The sequence below is a fragment of the Microbacterium sp. LB12 genome, assembly GCF_037150835.1.
In the GTDB taxonomy this organism is placed as follows: domain Bacteria; phylum Actinomycetota; class Actinomycetes; order Actinomycetales; family Microbacteriaceae; genus Microbacterium.
The window spans coordinates 371,279-388,982 of the sequence record NZ_JBBCPF010000001.1 but is presented as its reverse complement, the minus strand read 5'-3'; the positions used below and the strand labels follow the sequence as shown (position 1 = coordinate 388,982).

General features: G+C 69.1%; 19 protein-coding genes. 12 read left to right on the top strand and 7 right to left on the bottom strand.

Translation table 11 applies throughout. The features are described 5' to 3' along the window. Window positions 1-69 precede the first annotated feature (69 nt). From WFM69_RS01880 to WFM69_RS01865, 4 genes are all read left to right on the top strand, one after another. Window positions 70-747 carry a response regulator transcription factor gene (locus WFM69_RS01880; protein WP_337001080.1) on the top strand — a complete coding sequence of 226 codons (678 nt, stop codon included), beginning with the start codon at window positions 70-72 and terminating at the stop codon, window positions 745-747. Next, a complete protein-coding gene (locus WFM69_RS01875) occupies window positions 740-2,056 on the top strand; it encodes a sensor histidine kinase (protein ID WP_337001079.1) in 1,317 nt (438 codons plus the stop codon). Before WFM69_RS01880 ends, WFM69_RS01875 begins: the two co-directional genes overlap by 8 nt. A 71-nt stretch (window positions 2,057-2,127) precedes the next feature. Further along, complete coding sequence (locus WFM69_RS01870) at window positions 2,128-2,922, top strand: PepSY domain-containing protein (RefSeq protein ID WP_337001077.1); 795 nt, start codon at window positions 2,128-2,130, stop codon at window positions 2,920-2,922. 33 nt (window positions 2,923-2,955) lie between these two features. Beyond that, window positions 2,956-3,183, top strand: coding sequence for an RNA-binding S4 domain-containing protein (locus WFM69_RS01865; RefSeq protein ID WP_124896710.1), 228 nt, complete (start codon window positions 2,956-2,958; stop codon window positions 3,181-3,183). 92 nt (window positions 3,184-3,275) lie between these two features. Here the strand turns inward: WFM69_RS01865 and WFM69_RS01860 are convergent, their stop codons facing one another. Together WFM69_RS01860 and WFM69_RS01855 are read right to left on the bottom strand one after the other, a co-directional pair. Further along, window positions 3,276-3,740 carry a hypothetical protein gene (locus tag WFM69_RS01860; protein ID WP_337001073.1) on the bottom strand — a complete coding sequence of 155 codons (465 nt, stop codon included), beginning with the start codon at window positions 3,738-3,740 and terminating at the stop codon, window positions 3,276-3,278. Window positions 3,741-3,845: 105 nt separating this feature from the next. Beyond that, complete coding sequence (locus tag WFM69_RS01855; RefSeq protein WP_337001071.1) at window positions 3,846-4,472, bottom strand: LysE family translocator; 627 nt, start codon at window positions 4,470-4,472, stop codon at window positions 3,846-3,848. 97 nt (window positions 4,473-4,569) lie between these two features. On the opposite strand from WFM69_RS01855, the gene WFM69_RS01850 reads away from it, so the two are divergent. Next, window positions 4,570-5,025, top strand: a complete 456-nt coding sequence (locus tag WFM69_RS01850) for an Lrp/AsnC family transcriptional regulator (protein WP_337001069.1) — start codon at window positions 4,570-4,572, stop codon at window positions 5,023-5,025. A gap of 3 nt (window positions 5,026-5,028) precedes the next feature. On the opposite strand, the gene WFM69_RS01845 is transcribed toward WFM69_RS01850, so the two are convergent. Both WFM69_RS01845 and WFM69_RS01840 read right to left on the bottom strand, forming a co-directional pair. After that, complete coding sequence (locus WFM69_RS01845) at window positions 5,029-6,654, bottom strand: hypothetical protein (RefSeq protein WP_337001067.1); 1,626 nt, start codon at window positions 6,652-6,654, stop codon at window positions 5,029-5,031. Between the two features lie 42 nt (window positions 6,655-6,696). After that, a complete protein-coding gene (locus tag WFM69_RS01840) occupies window positions 6,697-7,446 on the bottom strand; it encodes a helix-turn-helix transcriptional regulator (RefSeq protein WP_337001065.1) in 750 nt (249 codons plus the stop codon). Between the two features lie 62 nt (window positions 7,447-7,508). On the opposite strand from WFM69_RS01840, the gene WFM69_RS01835 reads away from it, so the two are divergent. Further along, window positions 7,509-8,645 carry an epoxide hydrolase family protein gene (locus tag WFM69_RS01835; RefSeq protein ID WP_337001063.1) on the top strand — a complete coding sequence of 379 codons (1,137 nt, stop codon included), beginning with the start codon at window positions 7,509-7,511 and terminating at the stop codon, window positions 8,643-8,645. Here WFM69_RS01835 and WFM69_RS01830 read toward each other — a convergent pair. Beyond that, a complete protein-coding gene (locus WFM69_RS01830) occupies window positions 8,642-11,149 on the bottom strand; it encodes a hypothetical protein (protein WP_337001061.1) in 2,508 nt (835 codons plus the stop codon). The genes WFM69_RS01835 and WFM69_RS01830 overlap by 4 nt on opposite strands. Window positions 11,150-11,335: 186 nt before the next feature. On the opposite strand from WFM69_RS01830, the gene WFM69_RS01825 reads away from it, so the two are divergent. From WFM69_RS01825 to WFM69_RS01800, 6 genes are all read left to right on the top strand, one after another. Further along, entirely contained in the window at window positions 11,336-11,779 is a 444-nt protein-coding gene (locus tag WFM69_RS01825; RefSeq protein WP_337001059.1) for a hypothetical protein, read from the top strand. After that, a complete protein-coding gene (locus WFM69_RS01820) occupies window positions 11,776-12,072 on the top strand; it encodes a hypothetical protein (protein ID WP_337001057.1) in 297 nt (98 codons plus the stop codon). Before WFM69_RS01825 ends, WFM69_RS01820 begins: the two co-directional genes overlap by 4 nt. Window positions 12,073-12,364: 292 nt before the next feature. After that, window positions 12,365-12,691 (top strand): hypothetical protein, encoded by a 327-nt coding sequence (locus tag WFM69_RS01815; protein WP_337001055.1) that lies wholly within the window; start codon window positions 12,365-12,367, stop codon window positions 12,689-12,691. Continuing rightward, window positions 12,688-13,509: a hypothetical protein gene (locus tag WFM69_RS01810; RefSeq protein ID WP_337001053.1), complete on the top strand. Its 822-nt coding sequence runs from the start codon at window positions 12,688-12,690 to the stop codon at window positions 13,507-13,509. Before WFM69_RS01815 ends, WFM69_RS01810 begins: the two co-directional genes overlap by 4 nt. A gap of 11 nt (window positions 13,510-13,520) precedes the next feature. Further along, window positions 13,521-14,240 (top strand): hypothetical protein, encoded by a 720-nt coding sequence (locus tag WFM69_RS01805; protein ID WP_337001051.1) that lies wholly within the window; start codon window positions 13,521-13,523, stop codon window positions 14,238-14,240. Beyond that, window positions 14,237-15,394, top strand: coding sequence for an OmpA family protein (locus WFM69_RS01800; RefSeq protein WP_337001049.1), 1,158 nt, complete (start codon window positions 14,237-14,239; stop codon window positions 15,392-15,394). The genes WFM69_RS01805 and WFM69_RS01800 overlap by 4 nt, the downstream gene beginning before the upstream one ends. A gap of 18 nt (window positions 15,395-15,412) precedes the next feature. Here the strand turns inward: WFM69_RS01800 and WFM69_RS01795 are convergent, their stop codons facing one another. Both WFM69_RS01795 and dnaB read right to left on the bottom strand, forming a co-directional pair. Continuing rightward, window positions 15,413-15,853, bottom strand: a complete 441-nt coding sequence (locus WFM69_RS01795; RefSeq protein ID WP_337001047.1) for a VanZ family protein — start codon at window positions 15,851-15,853, stop codon at window positions 15,413-15,415. Window positions 15,854-15,988: 135 nt separating this feature from the next. Continuing rightward, window positions 15,989-17,362 (bottom strand): replicative DNA helicase, encoded by a 1,374-nt coding sequence (gene dnaB / locus WFM69_RS01790; RefSeq protein WP_337001045.1) that lies wholly within the window; start codon window positions 17,360-17,362, stop codon window positions 15,989-15,991. Window positions 17,363-17,704: the final 342 nt, after the last annotated feature.

Genomic DNA, 17,704 nt, shown 5'->3' with positions numbered 1-17,704 from the left:
TGCCGTTCTGCGAGATTCGCGACACCCCGCTTCAGCCCGGATTCAGCAGCGACCGGCCACACTGGACGCATGCGGATCCTGGTGGTGGACGACGAGGTGCGCCTGGCGGACGGCGTGCGCCGCGGCCTCGAGGCCGAGGGGTTCGCGGTCGACGTCGCGCACAACGGCGTCGACGGACTGTGGCGTGCACGGGAGAACCGGTACGACGCGATCGTGCTCGACCTGATGATGCCGGGCATGAGCGGATGGAAGGTGTGCGAGGCGCTGCGCGCAGAGGAGAACTGGACGCCGGTGCTGATGCTCACCGCGAAGGACGGCGAGTGGGATCAGGTCGAGGCGCTCGAGAGCGGGGCCGACGACTACGTCACCAAACCGTTCTCGTTCGCTATCCTCGTCGCCCGGCTCCGCGCCCTCGTGCGGCGCGGTGGCGTCGCCCGCCCCACCGTCCTCGAGGCGGGAGATCTGCGGCTCGACCCCGCCGCGCACCGCGTCTGGCGCGGCGAGACGCCGGTGACGCTGACCGCCCGGGAGTTCTCGGTGCTCGAATACCTGATGCGCCACCGCGGGCAGGTGCTGTCCAAGCGCACGCTCATCGAGGGCGTGTGGGACGACGACTTCGACGGCGACCCGAACATCGTCGAGGTGTACGTGGGGCACCTGCGCCGCAAGGTCGACAAGCCGTTCGGACGCGAGGCGATCGAGACGGTCCGCGGCGCGGGCTACCGACTGGCGGCGAACGGTGGCTAGGCGCAACTGGCGCTCGGTGCGCGGCCGCACGACCCTCGGCGCGACGGCTGTGGTCGCGGTGGCGCTGCTCGTCGGCGCCTTCTCGTTCTACGGCGTGCTGAGCGCGAGCATCCACAGCGCCACGGAGCGGGCGGCGGAGCAGCGCCTGGAAGAGCTGTCCGAGCGCACCGGCGGTCCTGGCAGCCGTGGCGTGGACGCGCTGGACGACGAGATCCTACAGATCATCGGCCCCGACAGATCCGTCCGCGCCGCGAGCGAGGATGCCCGCGAGAAGCTCGGGTCCACCTCCCTCCCGATCGACGACGACGCGCAGACCACCACCATCGATGGCGAGACCTACCTCGTCGTGTCGGAGGACATCGGCGGCGACCGGACGCTCGTGCTCGCGGTCTCGATGGACGACGACGCCGAGACGCTCGCCACGGTCGCGACGCTGCTGGCCATCGCCGTCCCGCTGCTCCTGCTGCTGGTCGCGGTGACCACGTGGCTCGTCGTGGGGCGGGCGCTGCGTCCGGTCGAGCGCATCCGCGAGGAGGTCGACGGCATCACGGCCGAACGCCTCCACCAGCGCGTACCGGTGCCGCAGACCGCGGATGAGATCGCCGCGCTTGCGACGACCATGAACGGGATGCTCGACCGGCTCGATGCCGCGGCGACCGCGCAGCGCCGGTTCGTCTCGGATGCGTCGCACGAGCTGCGGTCCCCGCTCGCGACCATCCGCCAGCATGCCGAGCTCGCCCAGGCCCACCCCGACGTGACGAGCATCGGCGAGCTCGCCGAGGTCGTGTCGGAGGAGGGGCTGCGCCTGCAGGGCATCGTCGAGTCGCTGCTGCTCCTGGCCCGCCTCGACGAGGGGGCGAGCACTCACGACGCGCCGGTGGACCTCGACGACGCCGCCCTCGCCGAGGTGAGCCGGTTGCGGGCTGCCGGGTTCGAGGTCGACGGCAGCGGTATCCATGCCGCCCGCGTCGACGGCGACCCGCGGCTGCTCGGTCAGCTGATGCGCAACCTCGCCGACAACGCCGCCCGGCATGCCCGCGGCCGCATCGCGATCGGCGTGACACCGGCAGAGGGGTACGTGTTCGTCACGGTCGAGGATGATGGCGCGGGCGTTCCGGTCGAGGAGCGGGAGCGGGTGTTCGAGCGCTTCGTGCGGCTCGACGAAGCCCGTAGCCGCGACGCCGGCGGCAGTGGCCTGGGCCTCGCGATCGCCCGCGGCATCGCCTCCTCGGCTCGGGGGACGCTCGTGGTCGACGACTCGCGCTGGGGTGGCGCGCGCTTCGTCCTCACCCTCCCCCTCAGTGCCTGAACGGACGGTTCCTGAAGGCGTCTTCAGGACGCTTCAGGGTGGCTTCAGCACCCTCGGGAGACCATCGGGACATGGACGACAAGACACCTGCTCCCGACCAGAACCCCGAGTCCGCCCCCGACGCACCCACCGTTCCGGTGGAGCCGACTCCGGATGCCGCAGCCCCGGATGCCGTCCCGACCCCTGCCGCGCCGAAGCCCGGACGAAAGCGGGCGCTCCTCATCGGCGGTGGCATCGCGGCGGCCGTGGTGCTCGCCGGCGGCGGCGTCGCGGTCGGTGCGGCCATCGGCGATGAGTTCGGCGACGACGACCGGCCCCCGATGTCCGGCGGTCCCCGCCACGACGGCGCGGACGACCACGGTCAGCGTGGCGACCAGGGTGACCACGGAGACAGGGGCGATCGTGAGCGAGACGATGACACCTCGGACGCACGAGGCCCGGTCACCGGCATCGGCACGGCATCGGCCGACGAGCTGATCCGGATCGCGGAGGCCGCGCGCGGGGTCGCCGACGGCGAGGTCACCTCGATCGACGCCAAGCGCGACGACACCTGGGAGGTGGAGCTGACGACCGCTTCTGGCGAGGAGACCGAGGTCCGCGTCGACAAGGACCTCCAGGCGTCCGTCATCAAGACCGACACGACCGACGGTGACGACACCGCGCCGACGCTGACCCTCGACGATGCGACGATCCGCGCTCTGGTCGCCGCAGCTCTCGCCGAGGCCGACGGCATGATCACCGACCTCGACGTGGACGGCGATGACGCGAGCCCCTACGACGCCTCGGTCCTGACGTCGGACCGCCGTTCGATCGACATCGACTTCAGTGCCGACTTCGCGGTCGTCGGCACCGACACCGACCGCTGAGCGCGGATGCAGAGCGGCGGATAGCATTCAAGGATGACGAACACCGACCCGATCGACGACATCTCCATCGGCGGTGAGGTGATCCGCCTCGGACAGTTCCTCAAGTTCGCCGGCCTCCTCGACTCGGGCGGCGACGCCAAAGAGGTCATCATCGACGGCTACGTGACGGTCAACGGCGAGGTGGACCGCCGCCGCGGCCGACAGCTCCACGACGGCGACCTGGTGTCGTTCGAGGGGCGCACGGTGCGCGTGCGCCCCTGACTGCTGCAGGAACTTCGCAGAACGGCGCGTTCTTCGCACGTATCCCGCCGATTCCTCAGAAGAATGTGCTGTCTTGCGCAGTTGCGTGTGGGCTAGGGCTGTGCGGAACCGCCGGGCACGGGGAACACCGACCGCGCCGTGACCATCATCAGCGCCACGAGGAGACCCACGAGGGCCAGGTCCGCAGCGATGTAGGCAAAGTGCGCCCAGTTCGTGCCCGGTGCTTCGAGCCCGGCGATCACCAGGTCGCTGCGCTGATTCAGCACAGGGCGGATGACGGCGACCTCGACCAGGTAGACGACCCAGATCGCGCCGAGGAGACCGAACGACACGCGTCCCGCCCTGGCACGGATGGTCACGATCGTGAGCACGATCAGCACGACGCCGGCGAGCACGTTCAGCGCCGTGAACACCAGCCGCCCGATGCCGAGACCGATCGGGATCGTGACGCCGGGCGCGAGGAACTTCAGCGGCGCCTCGAGGAACGAGATCGCGACGATCGCCCCGAGCAGGAAGGCCGGCAGCAGCAGTTGCAGCGCGGTGGTCGTGCGCACCATCGAAGTCACCCGTCCTCTCGCCCGCCGATCGTCATCCGACCTTCGACGCTACCCGGGTAAGGGCACGCAAGCGGTGGTCGACGGCCGGAGAAAACGACCAGGCGGTCAGAGCAGCCACTCGAGCAGCTGCTCCCCGAGGATCGCACAGCCGATCACGGTCATCGCGATGCCGGCGATCCGGGTCACCACGACACCGGCGCGGGGCCGACTGCGCAGCAGTCGCCGGGCAAGCAGCCCCACAGCCGTGTAGACGACGGCGATGTTGAACAGGTGCAGACCGCCGAGCGCCAGCATCTGCGTGGTCGACGGCCATCCGTCCGGGCTCGTGAACTGCGGCAGCAGGGCCAGCAGGAGCAGCAGACCCTTGGGGTTGATCCCGCTCACGCCCGATCCGCGCAGGAACTGCGACCATCCGCCGGTCGCGATCGGCTCACCGCTCTCGGCGATGGGTGCGGGACGACTGCCGAGCGTCGTCGCGCCGAGGGAGATCAGGTACAGCGCACCGACCACGGTCAGGGTCGTGAGCGTCACCGGGTATGCCGTGACGAGGGCGCCGAGCCCCAGCGCCACCGCGACGATCACGACCGTGTACCCGGCGAGCATCCCGAGGATCGACGGAGCGATCGATCGGGCGCGCAGGCCGGCGGAGATCGCGTACGCCCAGTCCGCACCGGGTGTCATCGCGAGCATGGCGGCGACGACCCAGAACTGCATGACCAGGGCGATGTCCATCGGTCCTCCTCTATCAAGGAAGAGGCTACGAAGATTCGCGCGAAAGGTGCTTCGATCCTCCGCCCGCGCACCCGTTATGCCTGCAAGAATTGTCGCCATGGACGCACTTGACCGGGAGATCCTCTCGCTGCTGCAGGAAGACGGGCGGATGAGTGCCACGAGTCTCGCCTCGCACGTCGGGCTCAGCCTCTCCGCATGCCATCGTCGGCTCAAGGAACTGGAGCAGTCCGGGGCGATCGAACGGTACCGGGCGGTGGTCGCTCCCGCCGCGGTCGGTCTCACGTTCGAGGCCATCGTGTTCGCGACGATCGGACGCACCGACAAGGACACCATCGTGGCGTTCGAAGAAGCCGTGGTGGCGATCCCCGCCGTGGTCGAGGCGCAGCGTCTGTTCGGCGACCCCGACTACATGCTGCGCATCCTGACCCGCGACATGGGCGCCTACCAGGAGCTCTACGACAACACGCTCGGCACCCTTCCCGGCGTGCAGCGACTCACCTCCACCATGGTGATGAAGCGGCTCGGCGCCGACCGCGCCGTGCCGATCCCCTGACCCTCAGCGACGGCTCTGCGCGGCCCCGTCCGTCAGGGCTCCCCTCGACTCGCCTGTGTCGAGGACGGCTGGTCGGGCCGGGACCTCAGCCCCCGGCAAGTGCATGAAGCTCGCGACGAGTTCGCCCATCCGCTCCGCCTCTGTGCGTGCCTCACCGCTCTTCGACCACCCGGGGAACTGCAGGGTCAGGTCGGCGGTGCGGGTCACCACGTCGACGACGAGCGGCTTGTCGATGCGGTCCGGCATACGCACATACCGGATGTCGTCGACATCGAGCTCGATGTCGATAGCGCCCACCCGGCGGAGGGAGTCCTGCTTGGTGACCAGGATGCGGCGATCGGTGACCGCCACCCACCCCGCACCGAGCATCGGCACGTTCCAGCGATCGCACGAGGCATCGGCGAGGGCGAGCACCTGCTCCCCCGATTCCAGCCGCAGGGGCAGGATCCGCATCAGTTCGTCGGGCACATCCTTCTCGAACACCGCGATCGCCGGCACTCTCAGCGGCTCCGGCTCGCTCGGCGCCTCGTGCCCGCGAATCTCCGCCAGTACGGCCCGCAGCTGACGGACCATCTGGGTCGCGTCCTTCGCCGCACGCGCCGTACCGCCGATCTTGAAGGTGCGTTTTCCCGGCAGCTCGTCGATGATCGCGAACTCGCGCGCGAGTTGATCCAACAGCCAGTCAGTATCGGTCAAGGTCTGCTCGTGAAGCGTCTGCGCGTTCGCGACCAGGGTCTTCAACAACTCTGCGTCCTGTTGGTCGGACGCCGCGCTCGCGAGCAGATGTCCCGCCCGCAGCGCCTGATAGACGAACCACGAGGTCTGCGCGAGCAGCAGGGCCTGCACATCGGCGATGATCGCCTGCCCGTTGTCGGTCAGGTACTGCTGACGCTCCTTGTGCCCGACCTTGCCGTGGAGTTCGACGACGTGCTGACGGACAGCCTTCTCGAAGATGTCCCACTGGGCCGAAAGCTCGCCCTGGTAGCCGCGCACCTCGCCGAAGATCGCGTCGGTCACCACGCCGATCTTGCGGGCATGGCCGAGCTCTCGCAGGAGCGTGTTGTGGTATCCGGAGACGCTGGACCACTGATCCTGCCGCACGACCTGCAGCACCTTCGACGTCAGCTCGAGGTTGTGCTCGGCGACGCGCGCGATCTGGTTCAGTTGCACCTGGATCACCATCAGCGCGACGGCCGGGCCCATCGCGGCCACAACGGATGCCGTCGTCGCCGCGGTGGCGGGCAGCCACCGCACCTGCGCGGCGAACTTGCCGCCGGCAGCCAGAGTGCCGAGATTCCAGCCGTCCTTGACGATCGGCGCCGCGGTCTTCAGTGCCGCGAGGGTCTGCGGGGCGAGGCGCACCAACCCCTGCGCCTGCATCGCCGCGTTCACGCCCTGCGCGGCCATGTTCCCGAGACCGACTGCCGTTCCGGCTGCCGTCGACACCGCCGTGCGCGTCACCGGATCGAGGAAGGCGAACGGAATGAGGTCGATCCCCTCGGGGACGCGGTCGCCGAAGAGCACCGCCAAGCCGTCCTCGAACTCGACCAGCGCCGTCGTGGGGACATCTCCCCCACTCACGATCTCATCGGCTTCGGAGCGCGCCTGCTCCACGATCTCGTCACCCATTCACGGTCCCCACTGATCTCGAACGCTGATAGCGCCATCCTGTCAGACTGGTCGGACACCCGGAGACGGTTGGTCGGAGTGACCGGCGGCGGACGCGATGATGCGGCTCACGACGTACTCGACGACCTGGTCCTCCGGGATCGCGCGCGGTCGGAATCGCACACCCGTGGGGCCGCGCGGCACGATGCGGTCGACGCGGAAGATGCGCCAGTCATCGCGATCCAGGTCCCACGCCAGCAGGTACCAGAGCGGTCCCCAGCTCACCAGCCGCTGGGGTTCCACATGACGCGCATCCGTGCCACCGCCGTGCGTCGTGTACTCGAAGCGGAGCCGTTCGCGCTCGCGGACCGCGGAGGCGACGGTGTTGAGCGCCGCGAGGTCGACCGGCGGCTCTCCGCCGGGGACCACGCTCGTCGCCGCGCGGATCGCGTCGACCCGGCGTCGGAGTCGCGCGGGCATCACCTGTTCCAGCTTGGCGAGCGCGGTGAGCGGAGACGTCTCCTCGATGCCGAGCCGCCAGGTCGCGACGGCGCTCAGCCCCACCGCGACCGCGACGGCCTCGTCATCGTCGAGCAGCAAGGGCGGCATCGCCGTGCCCGCGGCGAGCCGGTACCCTCCCGCGACGCCGGGGCGCGCATCGACCGGGTAGCCGAGCGACCGCAGCCTGCCGATGTCCGCACGGATGGTGCGGGTGCTGACCCCGAGCCGGTCGGAGAGCTCGGCACCGGTCCACTCGCGCTTGAGCTGCAGCAGCGAGAGCAGTTCGAGCAGTCGGGCCGAGGTGTCCAGCATCCACCGATCATTCCAGCAAACGCGGAAGCTCATCTTCCGCATTGGTTGGGAGCGTGGGACCCATGACAGAGAACACGACACTCACCCCCTTCCGCATCGACGTCCCTCAGGCCGACCTCGACGACCTGCACGACCGCCTCGACCGCACCCGCTGGCCGATCCCGGTGCCGGGCCTCGATGATCCGACCGACTTCGGCCGCGGCATCCCGTTGCGCTCCCTGCAGCAGCTGGCCGCCCACTGGCGCGACGGATTCGACTGGCGCGCGCAGGAGGCGAAGCTCAACCAGCTCCCGCAGTTCACGACGATCGTCGACGGCCAGACGTTCCACCTGCTGCACGTGCCGTCGGAGAATCCGGATGCCATGCCGCTGCTGCTCAACCACGGCTGGCCGGGCTCCTTCGTCGAGTATCAGCACCTCATCCCGCTTCTCACGGCCGACTTCCATGTCGTGGTCGTGACACCGCCCGGATTCGGCTTCTCCACACCGCTTTCGAGCACCGGGTGGGAGTTGGCACGGACGACCGATGCCTACGCCGAGATCATGACCCGCCTCGGCTACGAGAGGTTCCTGTCGCACGGGACCGACATGGGTGCGGGTGTCACCGGGCGCCTCGCCGCCCTCTATCCGGAGCGAATCATCGGCACGCATCTCGGCGGCGACCGCACGTGGCTCGGCCTGGTCGGCACCAAGTTCCCCGCCCCCGACGACCTGACCGATCAGGAGACCGTCCAGCTCGCGTTCGCGCACGCCGAAGCCGCCGCCGAGCACGGCTACCTCGCGATGCAGAACCATCGGCCCGACACCATCGGTCCGGCGCTCACCGACTCCCCGGTCGCTCAGCTCGCGTGGATCGCGGAGAAGTTCAAGCAGCGGACCGATCGCGGGCATCGCCCACCGGCCGTCGACCGCGATCAGCTTTTGACGAGCATCAGCGTGTACTGGTTCACCCGCAGCGGCGCATCGAGCGCGCAGTTCTACTACGAGTCCGAGCACGCATCGCTCAGCCTGGCCTTCGCGCCCGGTGTCCCCGCCGGGTGGGCGGTGTTCGATGCCCACCCGCTCGTGCGCCGCACCATGGACCCGTGGAATGCGATCGCCCACTGGAACGAGTACCCGGACGGCGGGCACTTCCCCGCGATGGAGGTACCGGCGCTGCTCGCGGACGACATCCGTGCGTTCGCCCGCGGGATCGCCTAGGACGCAGTGGGATACGCGGGCGGGACATGATCGTCCCGCCCGCCGTTCCAGTCCGACCTCGAGATACGGGGCGCATCCTCGGTATCGAGGTTCTTCGGGATCGGACCCTTCACGTGGAACGAGTGGTTCGCAGACGACGGCCTCGTGCCGTCCGGTGCGTGCGCACCCAGCAGCAGCTCGCCGAAGTCCTTCCGCCACTTCGAGTACAGGCCACCGCTGCGTGTCTCGAGCGTGTTCCACACCGGAGACCCCTCCGCGACGGAGCCGATCCATCCAGCGTTCCAGTTGCGGCCGATGAGCCAATCCGTCAACAACGCGATCCGGTTGTAGGTCATCTCGGTCCTCGCCCGCGGGTCGCCGATCTCCTTCTCGTCGAGCACCCGCGTGATCGCGTCCTTGTCGAACAGGGAGAGGTTCAGGTTCTCGTACTGCAGCGCGGGCAGCACTCCTCCCATCAAGAACGTGTGCAGCAGCATCGAGTGCATCAGTCGCGGGAGTCCTCCCTGCGCGATCGGGTGCACGATCGTGGTGACCCCGAGGTGCACCTCTTCCAGCTGGGCGAGCAGTGTCTCGCTGCGGTCGGGCTCCCCGAACGGGAAGGTCAGGGCCGCCACGGCCGCGGCGCCCGTGCAGCGGTAGAGGATGTCATGCGCCGTGTAGACGAAGTTCGCATCCGCGAGGAAACCGTCGTTGTAGCGCTTGCCCTCCAGATGGCCGTCGGCGAGGAGCATCTCGATGAGCGCGACGGCGTTGGTCGCATGATGCACCGCGAAGTTGCTGAACCGCTCCCACTGTCCGTCGGGCACCGCGGCGCGCTGCCACCCTTCTTCTCCGGCGAGCAGCTGCTCGACCCACTGCACGGCGGAACCGGCGAGGTTCAGCTCCAGCTGCTCCTCCATGATGAGCATGTCCCGGTCGCGGGCGTTCCCGCTCTGGTGCAGGGCACGGATCCGGTTCAGGCCCTGCACGCCGCTCGCGACAGCGCCCTCGTAGTCGATGTTCTGCCGCCCGAGCGCCTCGTTCCGCTGCAGCGCGGCACCGAATGCCGTGCTCTGCGAGTTCCGGCGCAGCCCGCCTCGGATGGCCGCCACGGTGCCCGGATCCAGCGAGTCCCGCACGCGGCGCGGCGCGATGGCGAGGTTGGCGGTGAGGTCGGCCAGGATCGACACCATCCGGTTCCGGTCGTCCTTCACCATCTCGGGCATCACTCGCCGCCGCGTGTCCACATACGCGACCGCGTACGTGGATCCGGGCGCCAGCTGCAGCAGCTCGGCGGCGCAGAACAGGTCGAAGACCCGAGGGTGTGCCTGTGCGACGTACAGCGGTCGCTCCTTGTTCGGCAGCTCCTGGATCTTCGGGAACCGTGCCTGCGCCTGCCGGATCGCCACGGCTCTGGCACGGTAGTTCATCTCGGGACGATCCGAGCTGCCGGGGCGCTGCAAAGCGTAGATGCGGTCGATCGCCTGCTGCGCGGCTGCCGCGTCCCAGTCGTTGATGGCGGTGTGCAGACACATCGAGACGACCGCGGCCACGATCTGCTCGTCTCGCAAGCGCGGTGCGATGCCCGTCGCCTTCTCCTTCGCGGTGCGCAGGTCCATCATCGTGTAGCCCTGCCAGGGACGTACGACGTGCTGCTGGAAGAAGATCTTCATGCCGCCGTAGCCCTCGCTCAACTGCACGTACGCGTCGACCTTCGCGACCGTGAGCCGCCGCACGACGCTGAGCTGGCAGTCCTCGCCGATCACCGCGGCGAGGTCCGGCAGGTCGCCCAGACGCTTCCGCGCGAGGTCGCGGACCCAGCGCCCTTCCTCCGACGGCGGCCACATGTCGGCGCGTGACATCCACACCGGGGGCTTCTCTGATGCCGATGCCGGGCGCACCGCCTCGGTGTCGGGGCGACTGCGGTACCAGGTGCGCAGGGCCTCATAGGCGATGGGGTTGCCGGTCATGGTCTCGGCCCACCGATCGACCCGGCGATCAGCCGAGTCCGAGTTCACGTCGTCCTCCCACGTGATGCGGGGGAGATGGTCGATGCCCCACGACGCACGCACGGCGGCGACCGCCTGACCGGGTGTGGTCGGCTTGTTCGGCGAGATCACGGAGCCCGGATCGATCGCGAACGTGTCGAACACGGCTTTCAGCGCGGATCTCGCCCGCGCGAGGTAGTCGATGCGCCACCGGCCGGCGTCGTCGTAGACGACCTTCGCCGCGGCGGAGTCGGGACGGATCGGCTCCCTGGGCCTCGCCTGCGTCAGGACGGAGCGCAGCATGCGCCCGAGCGCCAGGATGCTGCCGTCGCCGACGAGCACGGGGACATCCTGCTCGCCATCGCCGACGAGCTCACCGTGGTCGAGCTGCCACTGCCACAGCGACAGCTGGGCGTGAGTCACACCGATCACCTCGAGGAACACCTCGATCGTGTCGGGGGCGTTGGTGAGGGCATCGCCGTAGGCGGCCAGGAAGCGCCGCTTCTCTTCGGACGTGAATGCTCGTTCCGCGCTCATGCCCGAACACTGGCAGGCCCGATCCACGCGGAGCAAGAGCCGAGTGGCAGTCCTGCGCAATTCCTGACATATGCCGACAATCCCCCCTGCCTTTTGTCGACAGATCCCCCCTCTTGCGGCCTTCCCGTCCACTCATGCTCGCCGCTGCCCTTGACTCTCCCCACGTCACCCACGAAGGCGTCACCGATGAAGGAGAACGACATGGCCCGCACGACGAAGTCCCGCTATCAGGGTTCGCGACGCAACGGAGCGCTCACGATCAACCGGCACACCCGCACGCTCTGCCCGGCGACGGGCAAGGTGCGTCTGCGTGACTCGCACCAGGCGGCCCATGCCCTCCAGGGCGCCCGCCGTGTCGCGTCCCTCGAGCTGTTCCAGAGCGGGCACTCGAACCGCCGCGAGGCGAGCTTCTACAAGTGCGCCGCGTGCGGTGGCTACCACCTGACGAGCGAGACGTACCGTGACCCCGAGGAGTGGCGGCGCTACTGCCAGGCCCGCTGGGAGGCGGAGCGCCGGGCGGAGGCGGCCGCCGAAGCAGAGCGCGTCGCCGCCGTCTCACGTGCTCGTGCCACGGCGATGTCGGCCGTGCATGCGGCCGCGCACCAGGCGGATCTGTCGTGTGCTGCATGACGGGCTCGGCGAAGCCGGGCGCGGGGTTCGGCGTCGCGCTCGATGCCGTGCGTCTCGCGAACCGCGGCGAGCTGGGTCGCGACGAGCTCGTCTCGATCCTCTCGACCTGGACGTACGTGCCGCGGTGCCGTCGCATCGCGTCCGCACGCACGTCCCAGGTCCTCCTGGAACCGAACAGTCTCGACGCCGTCGACGTCGCGTACTTCGACTGCGGGCTGTTGACCGACGACCAGTACTCGCGCATCCTCCGCGGTGCGCGAGTACGCCACGACCCCGCCGAGGGAGGTGATTGACATGACTCATCCGTTCGCTCGCGCGATGTACGTGTGCCGTGGTTGCGGCACCGAGTGCGCCTATCCGAACCGCTTCATCAAGTGCCCCGTCTGCGGCATCAAGTGGAGCTGATCCGCCGCCCCCACCCCACCAGAAAGGCGCAACCGCCGTGAAGAATCCGTTCTCCCGCAAGCCGGTCGACACCGATGTCCGCCCGCTCGCGCTGACCGAGCACCACACCGTGCCCGGTCGCATCACGCCCATCTCCAACCCCGACACCCGGATGCCGCTGCCGCACTCCTCGCGCAGACCGTGCAGGACAAGACGATCGTGTCGTGCGAGCTCGCCAACGTCCGCGCCGAGCTCCGCGAGATCCTCGACGATCGCGCGAGCATCCTGCGGTCCTGGGGCTTCGCGGCGCCGGATCGCGAACTGACGCAGGCGGCCACGGCCGGTCCGGCGACCGCATCGCGGGTGCGGGCGGTCGCCCACGGCGAGGAGGCTCCGGTCGAATCGTCCGGCACCGAGCCCCTCCCCGGCACTCCCGAGGTCACGGCGCCGTCCGTGATCGACTTCCCGGTCGTAGCGCCCGGCGCCGACCCCACCCCCGAGACCGACTCCGAGGAGCTCTCCGCATGAACGCGATCGATATCGAGGAGCCGCAGCCCGCGGCGTCCCCGGCGGCCACGGCCGCCCGCACCCCCGCACACGGGTCGCGTTCCCGCGCGACCGCGTCGTCCCGGTCCCGCACCACTGCGCGGTCCTGGGCTCTCGCCGTGCTCGTCTTCGCCGGCGCGATGGACATCTTCCTCGCGGTCCCGGCCTTCAACGGGCTGCTGCGGGGAGAGCCGTGGCAGTCGCTGATCTGCGCGACCGCGTTCGCCCTGGTCGCGGTGAGCGCAGCGTTCACCAGCGGAGTGCTGTTCACACAGGAGAAGAAGGCGATCAGCGCCGTGGCCGCGGTCGCCACCGCGGCGATGGTGGCAGCCCTGTTCTTCCTGCGCATCCAGGCGGCCGCCGTCAACTCCTCCTCTGTCAGCTACGAGGGCGGCGCGGCGGTCGAGGACGAGGTCGGCGCCGAGATCGGCATCGCCGTCGTGCTGGCTGTGGCGATGCTCGCGACCGCGGTGATCGCCTGGGTCGACGGATACAAGATCACGCTGACGCCGGCGGAGGCGCATCTGCGCAGCCTCGAGCGTCGCCTGGCGACCTCGAACGTCGCGGTCGCCGATCTCGAAGGATCCCTGGTGCGTCTGAACGAGAACCAGGCGATGGCCGAGATCCGCCTCGAGCGTCTGCCCGCGGAGCGTGATGAGGCGATCCGCGGCCTTCATGCCTTTACCCGTGAGCTCCGCGAGCTCGCCCGCACCGAGGTGGCCACCCGCCTCGGCACCCCGACCGCGACGAGCGGTCTCGACCTCCCCCTGACCGACACCACCGATCCCACCTCGAAGTAAAGGACTCCATCGTGAGCACTCACACCTCGCACTACGCGGCGATGAACGCGCCGCTGTCCCTGCCCATCCCCTATCCGTTCCTGCTGCGCATGCGTGATGCGTGGTTCATCGGCCGCCGCGACGCGCAGAAGAGCCTCGCACACGAGCTCATCGGCGACGCACAGCCGTCCGCGTCGCTGCGCGGTCTGGCCGCCGAGCTGTCGACCCGCTGCGAGTGGGAGCTGCTCGAGGCCGTCCGCATCGCGGGCCCGCTGATCGACGAGCACCGCGAGCACCTCCGGGTGATCGCCTCGCTCGCCCGCCAGATCGCGGCCGACGCTGTCGAGATCGAAGCCGCTTCGATCACCGACCCGGCCGCTTACGACCGGGTGCCACAGAGCGAGGCGCACCTGACGCCGCAGCAGCGCTCCGAGCGTCGCGACCGGGAGACACGCGCCGCCGTGGCACCGCTCGTCGCGCGCCGCAGCGCGACCACGGCTCAGCTCGCCGCCCGCCAGCTGCGGGAGGCCGAGATCGCGGGCAACCTGACGACGCTGTTCGAGGCGCTGCAGGCGCGCGTGGCGTCGCTCACGAATCACTACGAGCGGCGGGCGGCGAACCAGATCCGCGCCTACCTGCGGCGCGCCCCCGGCGACGTGGATCACCCGCTCAACCAGCGGATCGCGTTCGCGGCGCCCGCGTGGGCCTCGGGTCCGAATCCGTGGCTCCCTGCCGAGGGCGGTGCGCTGTGAGCGCGCGGATGCCGTGGGTCGCGGCTGTCGTGGTCTCGGTCCTGCTGCTGGCCGGTTGCGCGGGCGCCGAGGCTGCCGACGGCGGCGGCACGGATGCGTCGGCCGATGCGGTCATCTTCATCGCGGGTGCGCATGCCAACATGCCCGCGGCGCAGGTGCCGGTCGAGATCGCACCGCTGCTCGAGGCGGCGGTGCGCGACGAGGCGCCGATCACGGTGATCGCGAACGACGGCACCCCGGCGGTGTCGTTCCAGGTATCGGGCTACACCGTGAGCACCGTCAACCCGGAGGCGACCCGCAACGATGTCGAGGACGTGGTCGCTGCCGTGATCGACGCGATCACGCACGTGTCAGCGGACTCCGACGGCAATGACCTGGGGGCGGCGCTGGCGGTGGCGCGCGACCAGGCTGTGGCCGACGGTGCCATCGCCGCATCGATCATCGTGATCGACAGCGGGCTCACCGACCGCGGCTACCCGATGTTGACGACGCCCGGCATCCTCGATTCCGATACGAGCGCGGTCGTCGTCGAGGTCGCGCAGCAGAACGACTACCTGCCGATGATGCCGCCGGGCACGACCGTCACGCTGATCGGGCTCGGCTACGGCGCTCCTCCGCAACCGGATCTGACGCCGACGCAGCGAGACCGCGTGAAGGCGATCTGGCGGGCGTTCCTGGAGGCGTCGGATGGCCTGGTCGTCATGATCGACAAGCCCCGCACGGGCCCCGGCCCCGAGACGACCTTCTCGACCGGGATCGTGACTCCGGGTTCGTACGAGGACCTGTCTTTCCAGGCCAGGGAAGACGGCTCGGTGCAGGCGACGCTCGGCGCGGATGTCCTCTTCGCCTTCGGGAGCGCGCAGCTCGGCACGGACGCGCAGTCGGCGCTGGTGGAGTTGCGTGACTTCCTCGCAGCGACCCCAGGATCGATCCTGATCACCGGGCACACGGATGCGACCGGGGATGCCGCTGCGAACTTCGTGCTGAGCCTGGCGCGGGCGGAGTCAACGAAGACGTGGCTCGCAGCGAACGGCATCGACGCCTCCCGGATGACGACCGAGGGGCGCGGTTCCGCCGACCCCGTGGTGCCGAACGCATCGACGCCGGAGGAGCTTCAGCAGAACCGTCGGGTCACGGCCACGGTCACGCCCTGACATTCGCGGAACGGGGAGTCACCGCCGCCGGCTCATCTCTCGGAGCTCGCGGGCGATCCCGACGAAGACTGCGCCGACGACCCCGCCGATCGTGTTCCACACCACATCCTGCGCATCGGGAACTCGTCCGGGGATGGCGGCTTGGCGGTGCTCGACGGCGAAGGACACGCAGAACACGAGCACGGGCGCGAGCAGCCAGAGTCGCCGACGGAGCGCGAGTGCGGCGGCGGTTCCGAGCGGCACGAAGAGCAGGGCGTTGAGCGTGCTCTCCAGTTCGAGGAAGGTCATCGGTTCGACCAGAGGCGCCGCGAAGACGTGGGCGAGGTCCATGAAGAGCGCACGGGCGGGGCCGGCGAGCTGGCGCGGCGTCAGCGTGACGGCGAGCACCGCCGACACCACGAGACCCATGATGAGGATCCGCGGGCCGGACGACGGGCGAGAGTGAGCGGAAGGAGCCATACCCCCACCTCACGGCATCCGATGTTGCGTGAGCGTATGCGTTCGGCTCGATCGCCTTCGATCCACGAGCAGGACTTCGACCCGATCGACTTCAGGCCCCTCGTGCAGGCACCACTGTGAGCGGGCGGGTCCGCGTCAGTTGAAGTCGCCGCCCGGAGCCATGTCTGCGAAGCGCGAGTAGTGGCCCTGGAACGCGACGGTGATCGTCGCGGTGGGGCCGTTACGGTGCTTCGCCACGATCAGGTCGGCCTCGCCCGGGCGCACGTCCTTGTCGTAGACCGAGTCGCGGTGCAGCAGGATGACCATGTCGGCGTCCTGCTCGATCGAGCCGGACTCACGCAGGTCGCTGATCGCGGGCTTCTTGTCGGTGCGCTGCTCGGGACCACGGTTCAGTTGCGACAGGGCGATGACGGGAACCTGCAGCTCCTTGGCGATGAGCTTGAGGCTTCGTGAGAACTCCGAGACCTCCTGCTGACGCGACTCGACGCGCTTGCCCGACGTCATCAGCTGCAGGTAGTCGATGATGACCATGCGCAGGCCCTCGCGCTGCTTGAGGCGACGGCACTTCGCGCGGATCTCGACGAGCGTCATGTTGGGACTGTCGTCGATGTAGAGCGGAGCATCGTTGATGCGTCCTCGGGTCGCGGCGACCGTGGTCCAGTCGCGCGGGTCGAGGTTTCCCTTGCGCATGTTCTGCAGCGGGATCTGGCCTTCGGCGCTGAGCAGACGCATCGCGATCTCGCTCTTGCCCATCTCGAGCGAGAAGAAGACGGATGGGAGGTTGTGACCGATCGAGGCCGCGCGTGCGAAGTCGAGCGCGAGCGTGGACTTACCCATCGCGGGTCGCGCGGCGACGACGATCATCTGCCCGCCGTGCAGGCCGTTGGTGAGCTCGTCGAGCTCCTTGAATCCCGTGGGCACACCGGTCATCGAGCCGTCGCGACCGCTGGCCGCCTCGATCTCCTCGAGCGCGGCGTCGACGGCGATCTGCAGCGGCACGTAGTCTTCGGCGGTCTCGGAACCGGTGATGGAGTAGATCTCCGCCTGCGCGCTGTTGACGATGTCGGTCGCGTCGCCTTCACCCGCGTAGCCGAGCTGCACGATGCGGGTGCCGGCGTCGACGAGGCGGCGGAGGATCGCACGCTCGGAGACGATGCCCGCGTAATACCCGGCGTTCGCGGCAGTGGGAACGATCGAGGTGAGCGTGTGCAGGTAGTCGGCGCCACCGGCGCGACCCAGCTCGCCCGTCTTGATGAGCTCGTCGGTGACCGCGACCACGTCGGTCGGCTCACCGTGCGAGTACAGCGAGAGGATGGCCTCGAAGATCAGCTCGTGCTTCGGGATGTAGAAGTCGGCGCCCTTGAGCGTCTCGATCACGTCGGCGACGGCGTCCTTCGACAGGAGCATGCCGCCCAGGGCGCTCTGCTCGGCGAGCAGGTCGTGCGGAGGGGTGCGCTCCGGCTGACGCTGCCCTCCCAGGCGCTCCTCCGAGATGTCGGCGATCGACACAGTCTTCCCTTCGATGCGACGTTTCCGATGCGGTGTTCTGATGAGGCGATGCGACGACCGGACCCATGGTCCGCGGCCGTACCAGCACCGTGAACAGCGAAACAGGTGCCTCCGACATTCGGTCGCTCGCCCACGCTACGAGCGACGCTTTCCCCACGCAACATGCCCTGTGGATAACCATGTGGAAAGCGTGCGGACAAAGTCGGAGTGTCTGTGCACAACGGGTGTGGATAACCCCGTGGAGGACCACGGAACCAAACTTTTTTCTGGACCTTGAACTGGGTTTTTCCGATTCCCCAGCCTGTGGATGAGAAACAGTTTAAATCGAGCCTTGAAGGTTGC

Excerpts from the sequence above, each read along its gene's own strand:
- WFM69_RS01880 (WP_337001080.1), top strand. The coding sequence starts at position 70 with ATGCGGATCCTGGTGGTGGACGACGAGGTGCGCCTGGCGGACGGCGTG.
- WFM69_RS01870 (WP_337001077.1), top strand. The coding sequence starts at position 2,128 with ATGGACGACAAGACACCTGCTCCCGACCAGAACCCCGAGTCCGCCCCC.
- WFM69_RS01865 (WP_124896710.1), top strand. The coding sequence starts at position 2,956 with ATGACGAACACCGACCCGATCGACGACATCTCCATCGGCGGTGAGGTG.
- WFM69_RS01860 (WP_337001073.1), bottom strand. The coding sequence starts at position 3,740 with ATGGTGCGCACGACCACCGCGCTGCAACTGCTGCTGCCGGCCTTCCTG.
- WFM69_RS01855 (WP_337001071.1), bottom strand. The coding sequence starts at position 4,472 with ATGGACATCGCCCTGGTCATGCAGTTCTGGGTCGTCGCCGCCATGCTC.
- WFM69_RS01850 (WP_337001069.1), top strand. The coding sequence starts at position 4,570 with ATGGACGCACTTGACCGGGAGATCCTCTCGCTGCTGCAGGAAGACGGG.
- WFM69_RS01845 (WP_337001067.1), bottom strand. The coding sequence starts at position 6,654 with ATGGGTGACGAGATCGTGGAGCAGGCGCGCTCCGAAGCCGATGAGATC.
- WFM69_RS01840 (WP_337001065.1), bottom strand. The coding sequence starts at position 7,446 with ATGCTGGACACCTCGGCCCGACTGCTCGAACTGCTCTCGCTGCTGCAG.
- WFM69_RS01835 (WP_337001063.1), top strand. The coding sequence starts at position 7,509 with ATGACAGAGAACACGACACTCACCCCCTTCCGCATCGACGTCCCTCAG.
- WFM69_RS01830 (WP_337001061.1), bottom strand. The coding sequence starts at position 11,149 with ATGAGCGCGGAACGAGCATTCACGTCCGAAGAGAAGCGGCGCTTCCTG.
- WFM69_RS01825 (WP_337001059.1), top strand. The coding sequence starts at position 11,336 with ATGAAGGAGAACGACATGGCCCGCACGACGAAGTCCCGCTATCAGGGT.
- WFM69_RS01820 (WP_337001057.1), top strand. The coding sequence starts at position 11,776 with ATGACGGGCTCGGCGAAGCCGGGCGCGGGGTTCGGCGTCGCGCTCGAT.
- WFM69_RS01810 (WP_337001053.1), top strand. The coding sequence starts at position 12,688 with ATGAACGCGATCGATATCGAGGAGCCGCAGCCCGCGGCGTCCCCGGCG.
- WFM69_RS01795 (WP_337001047.1), bottom strand. The coding sequence starts at position 15,853 with ATGGCTCCTTCCGCTCACTCTCGCCCGTCGTCCGGCCCGCGGATCCTC.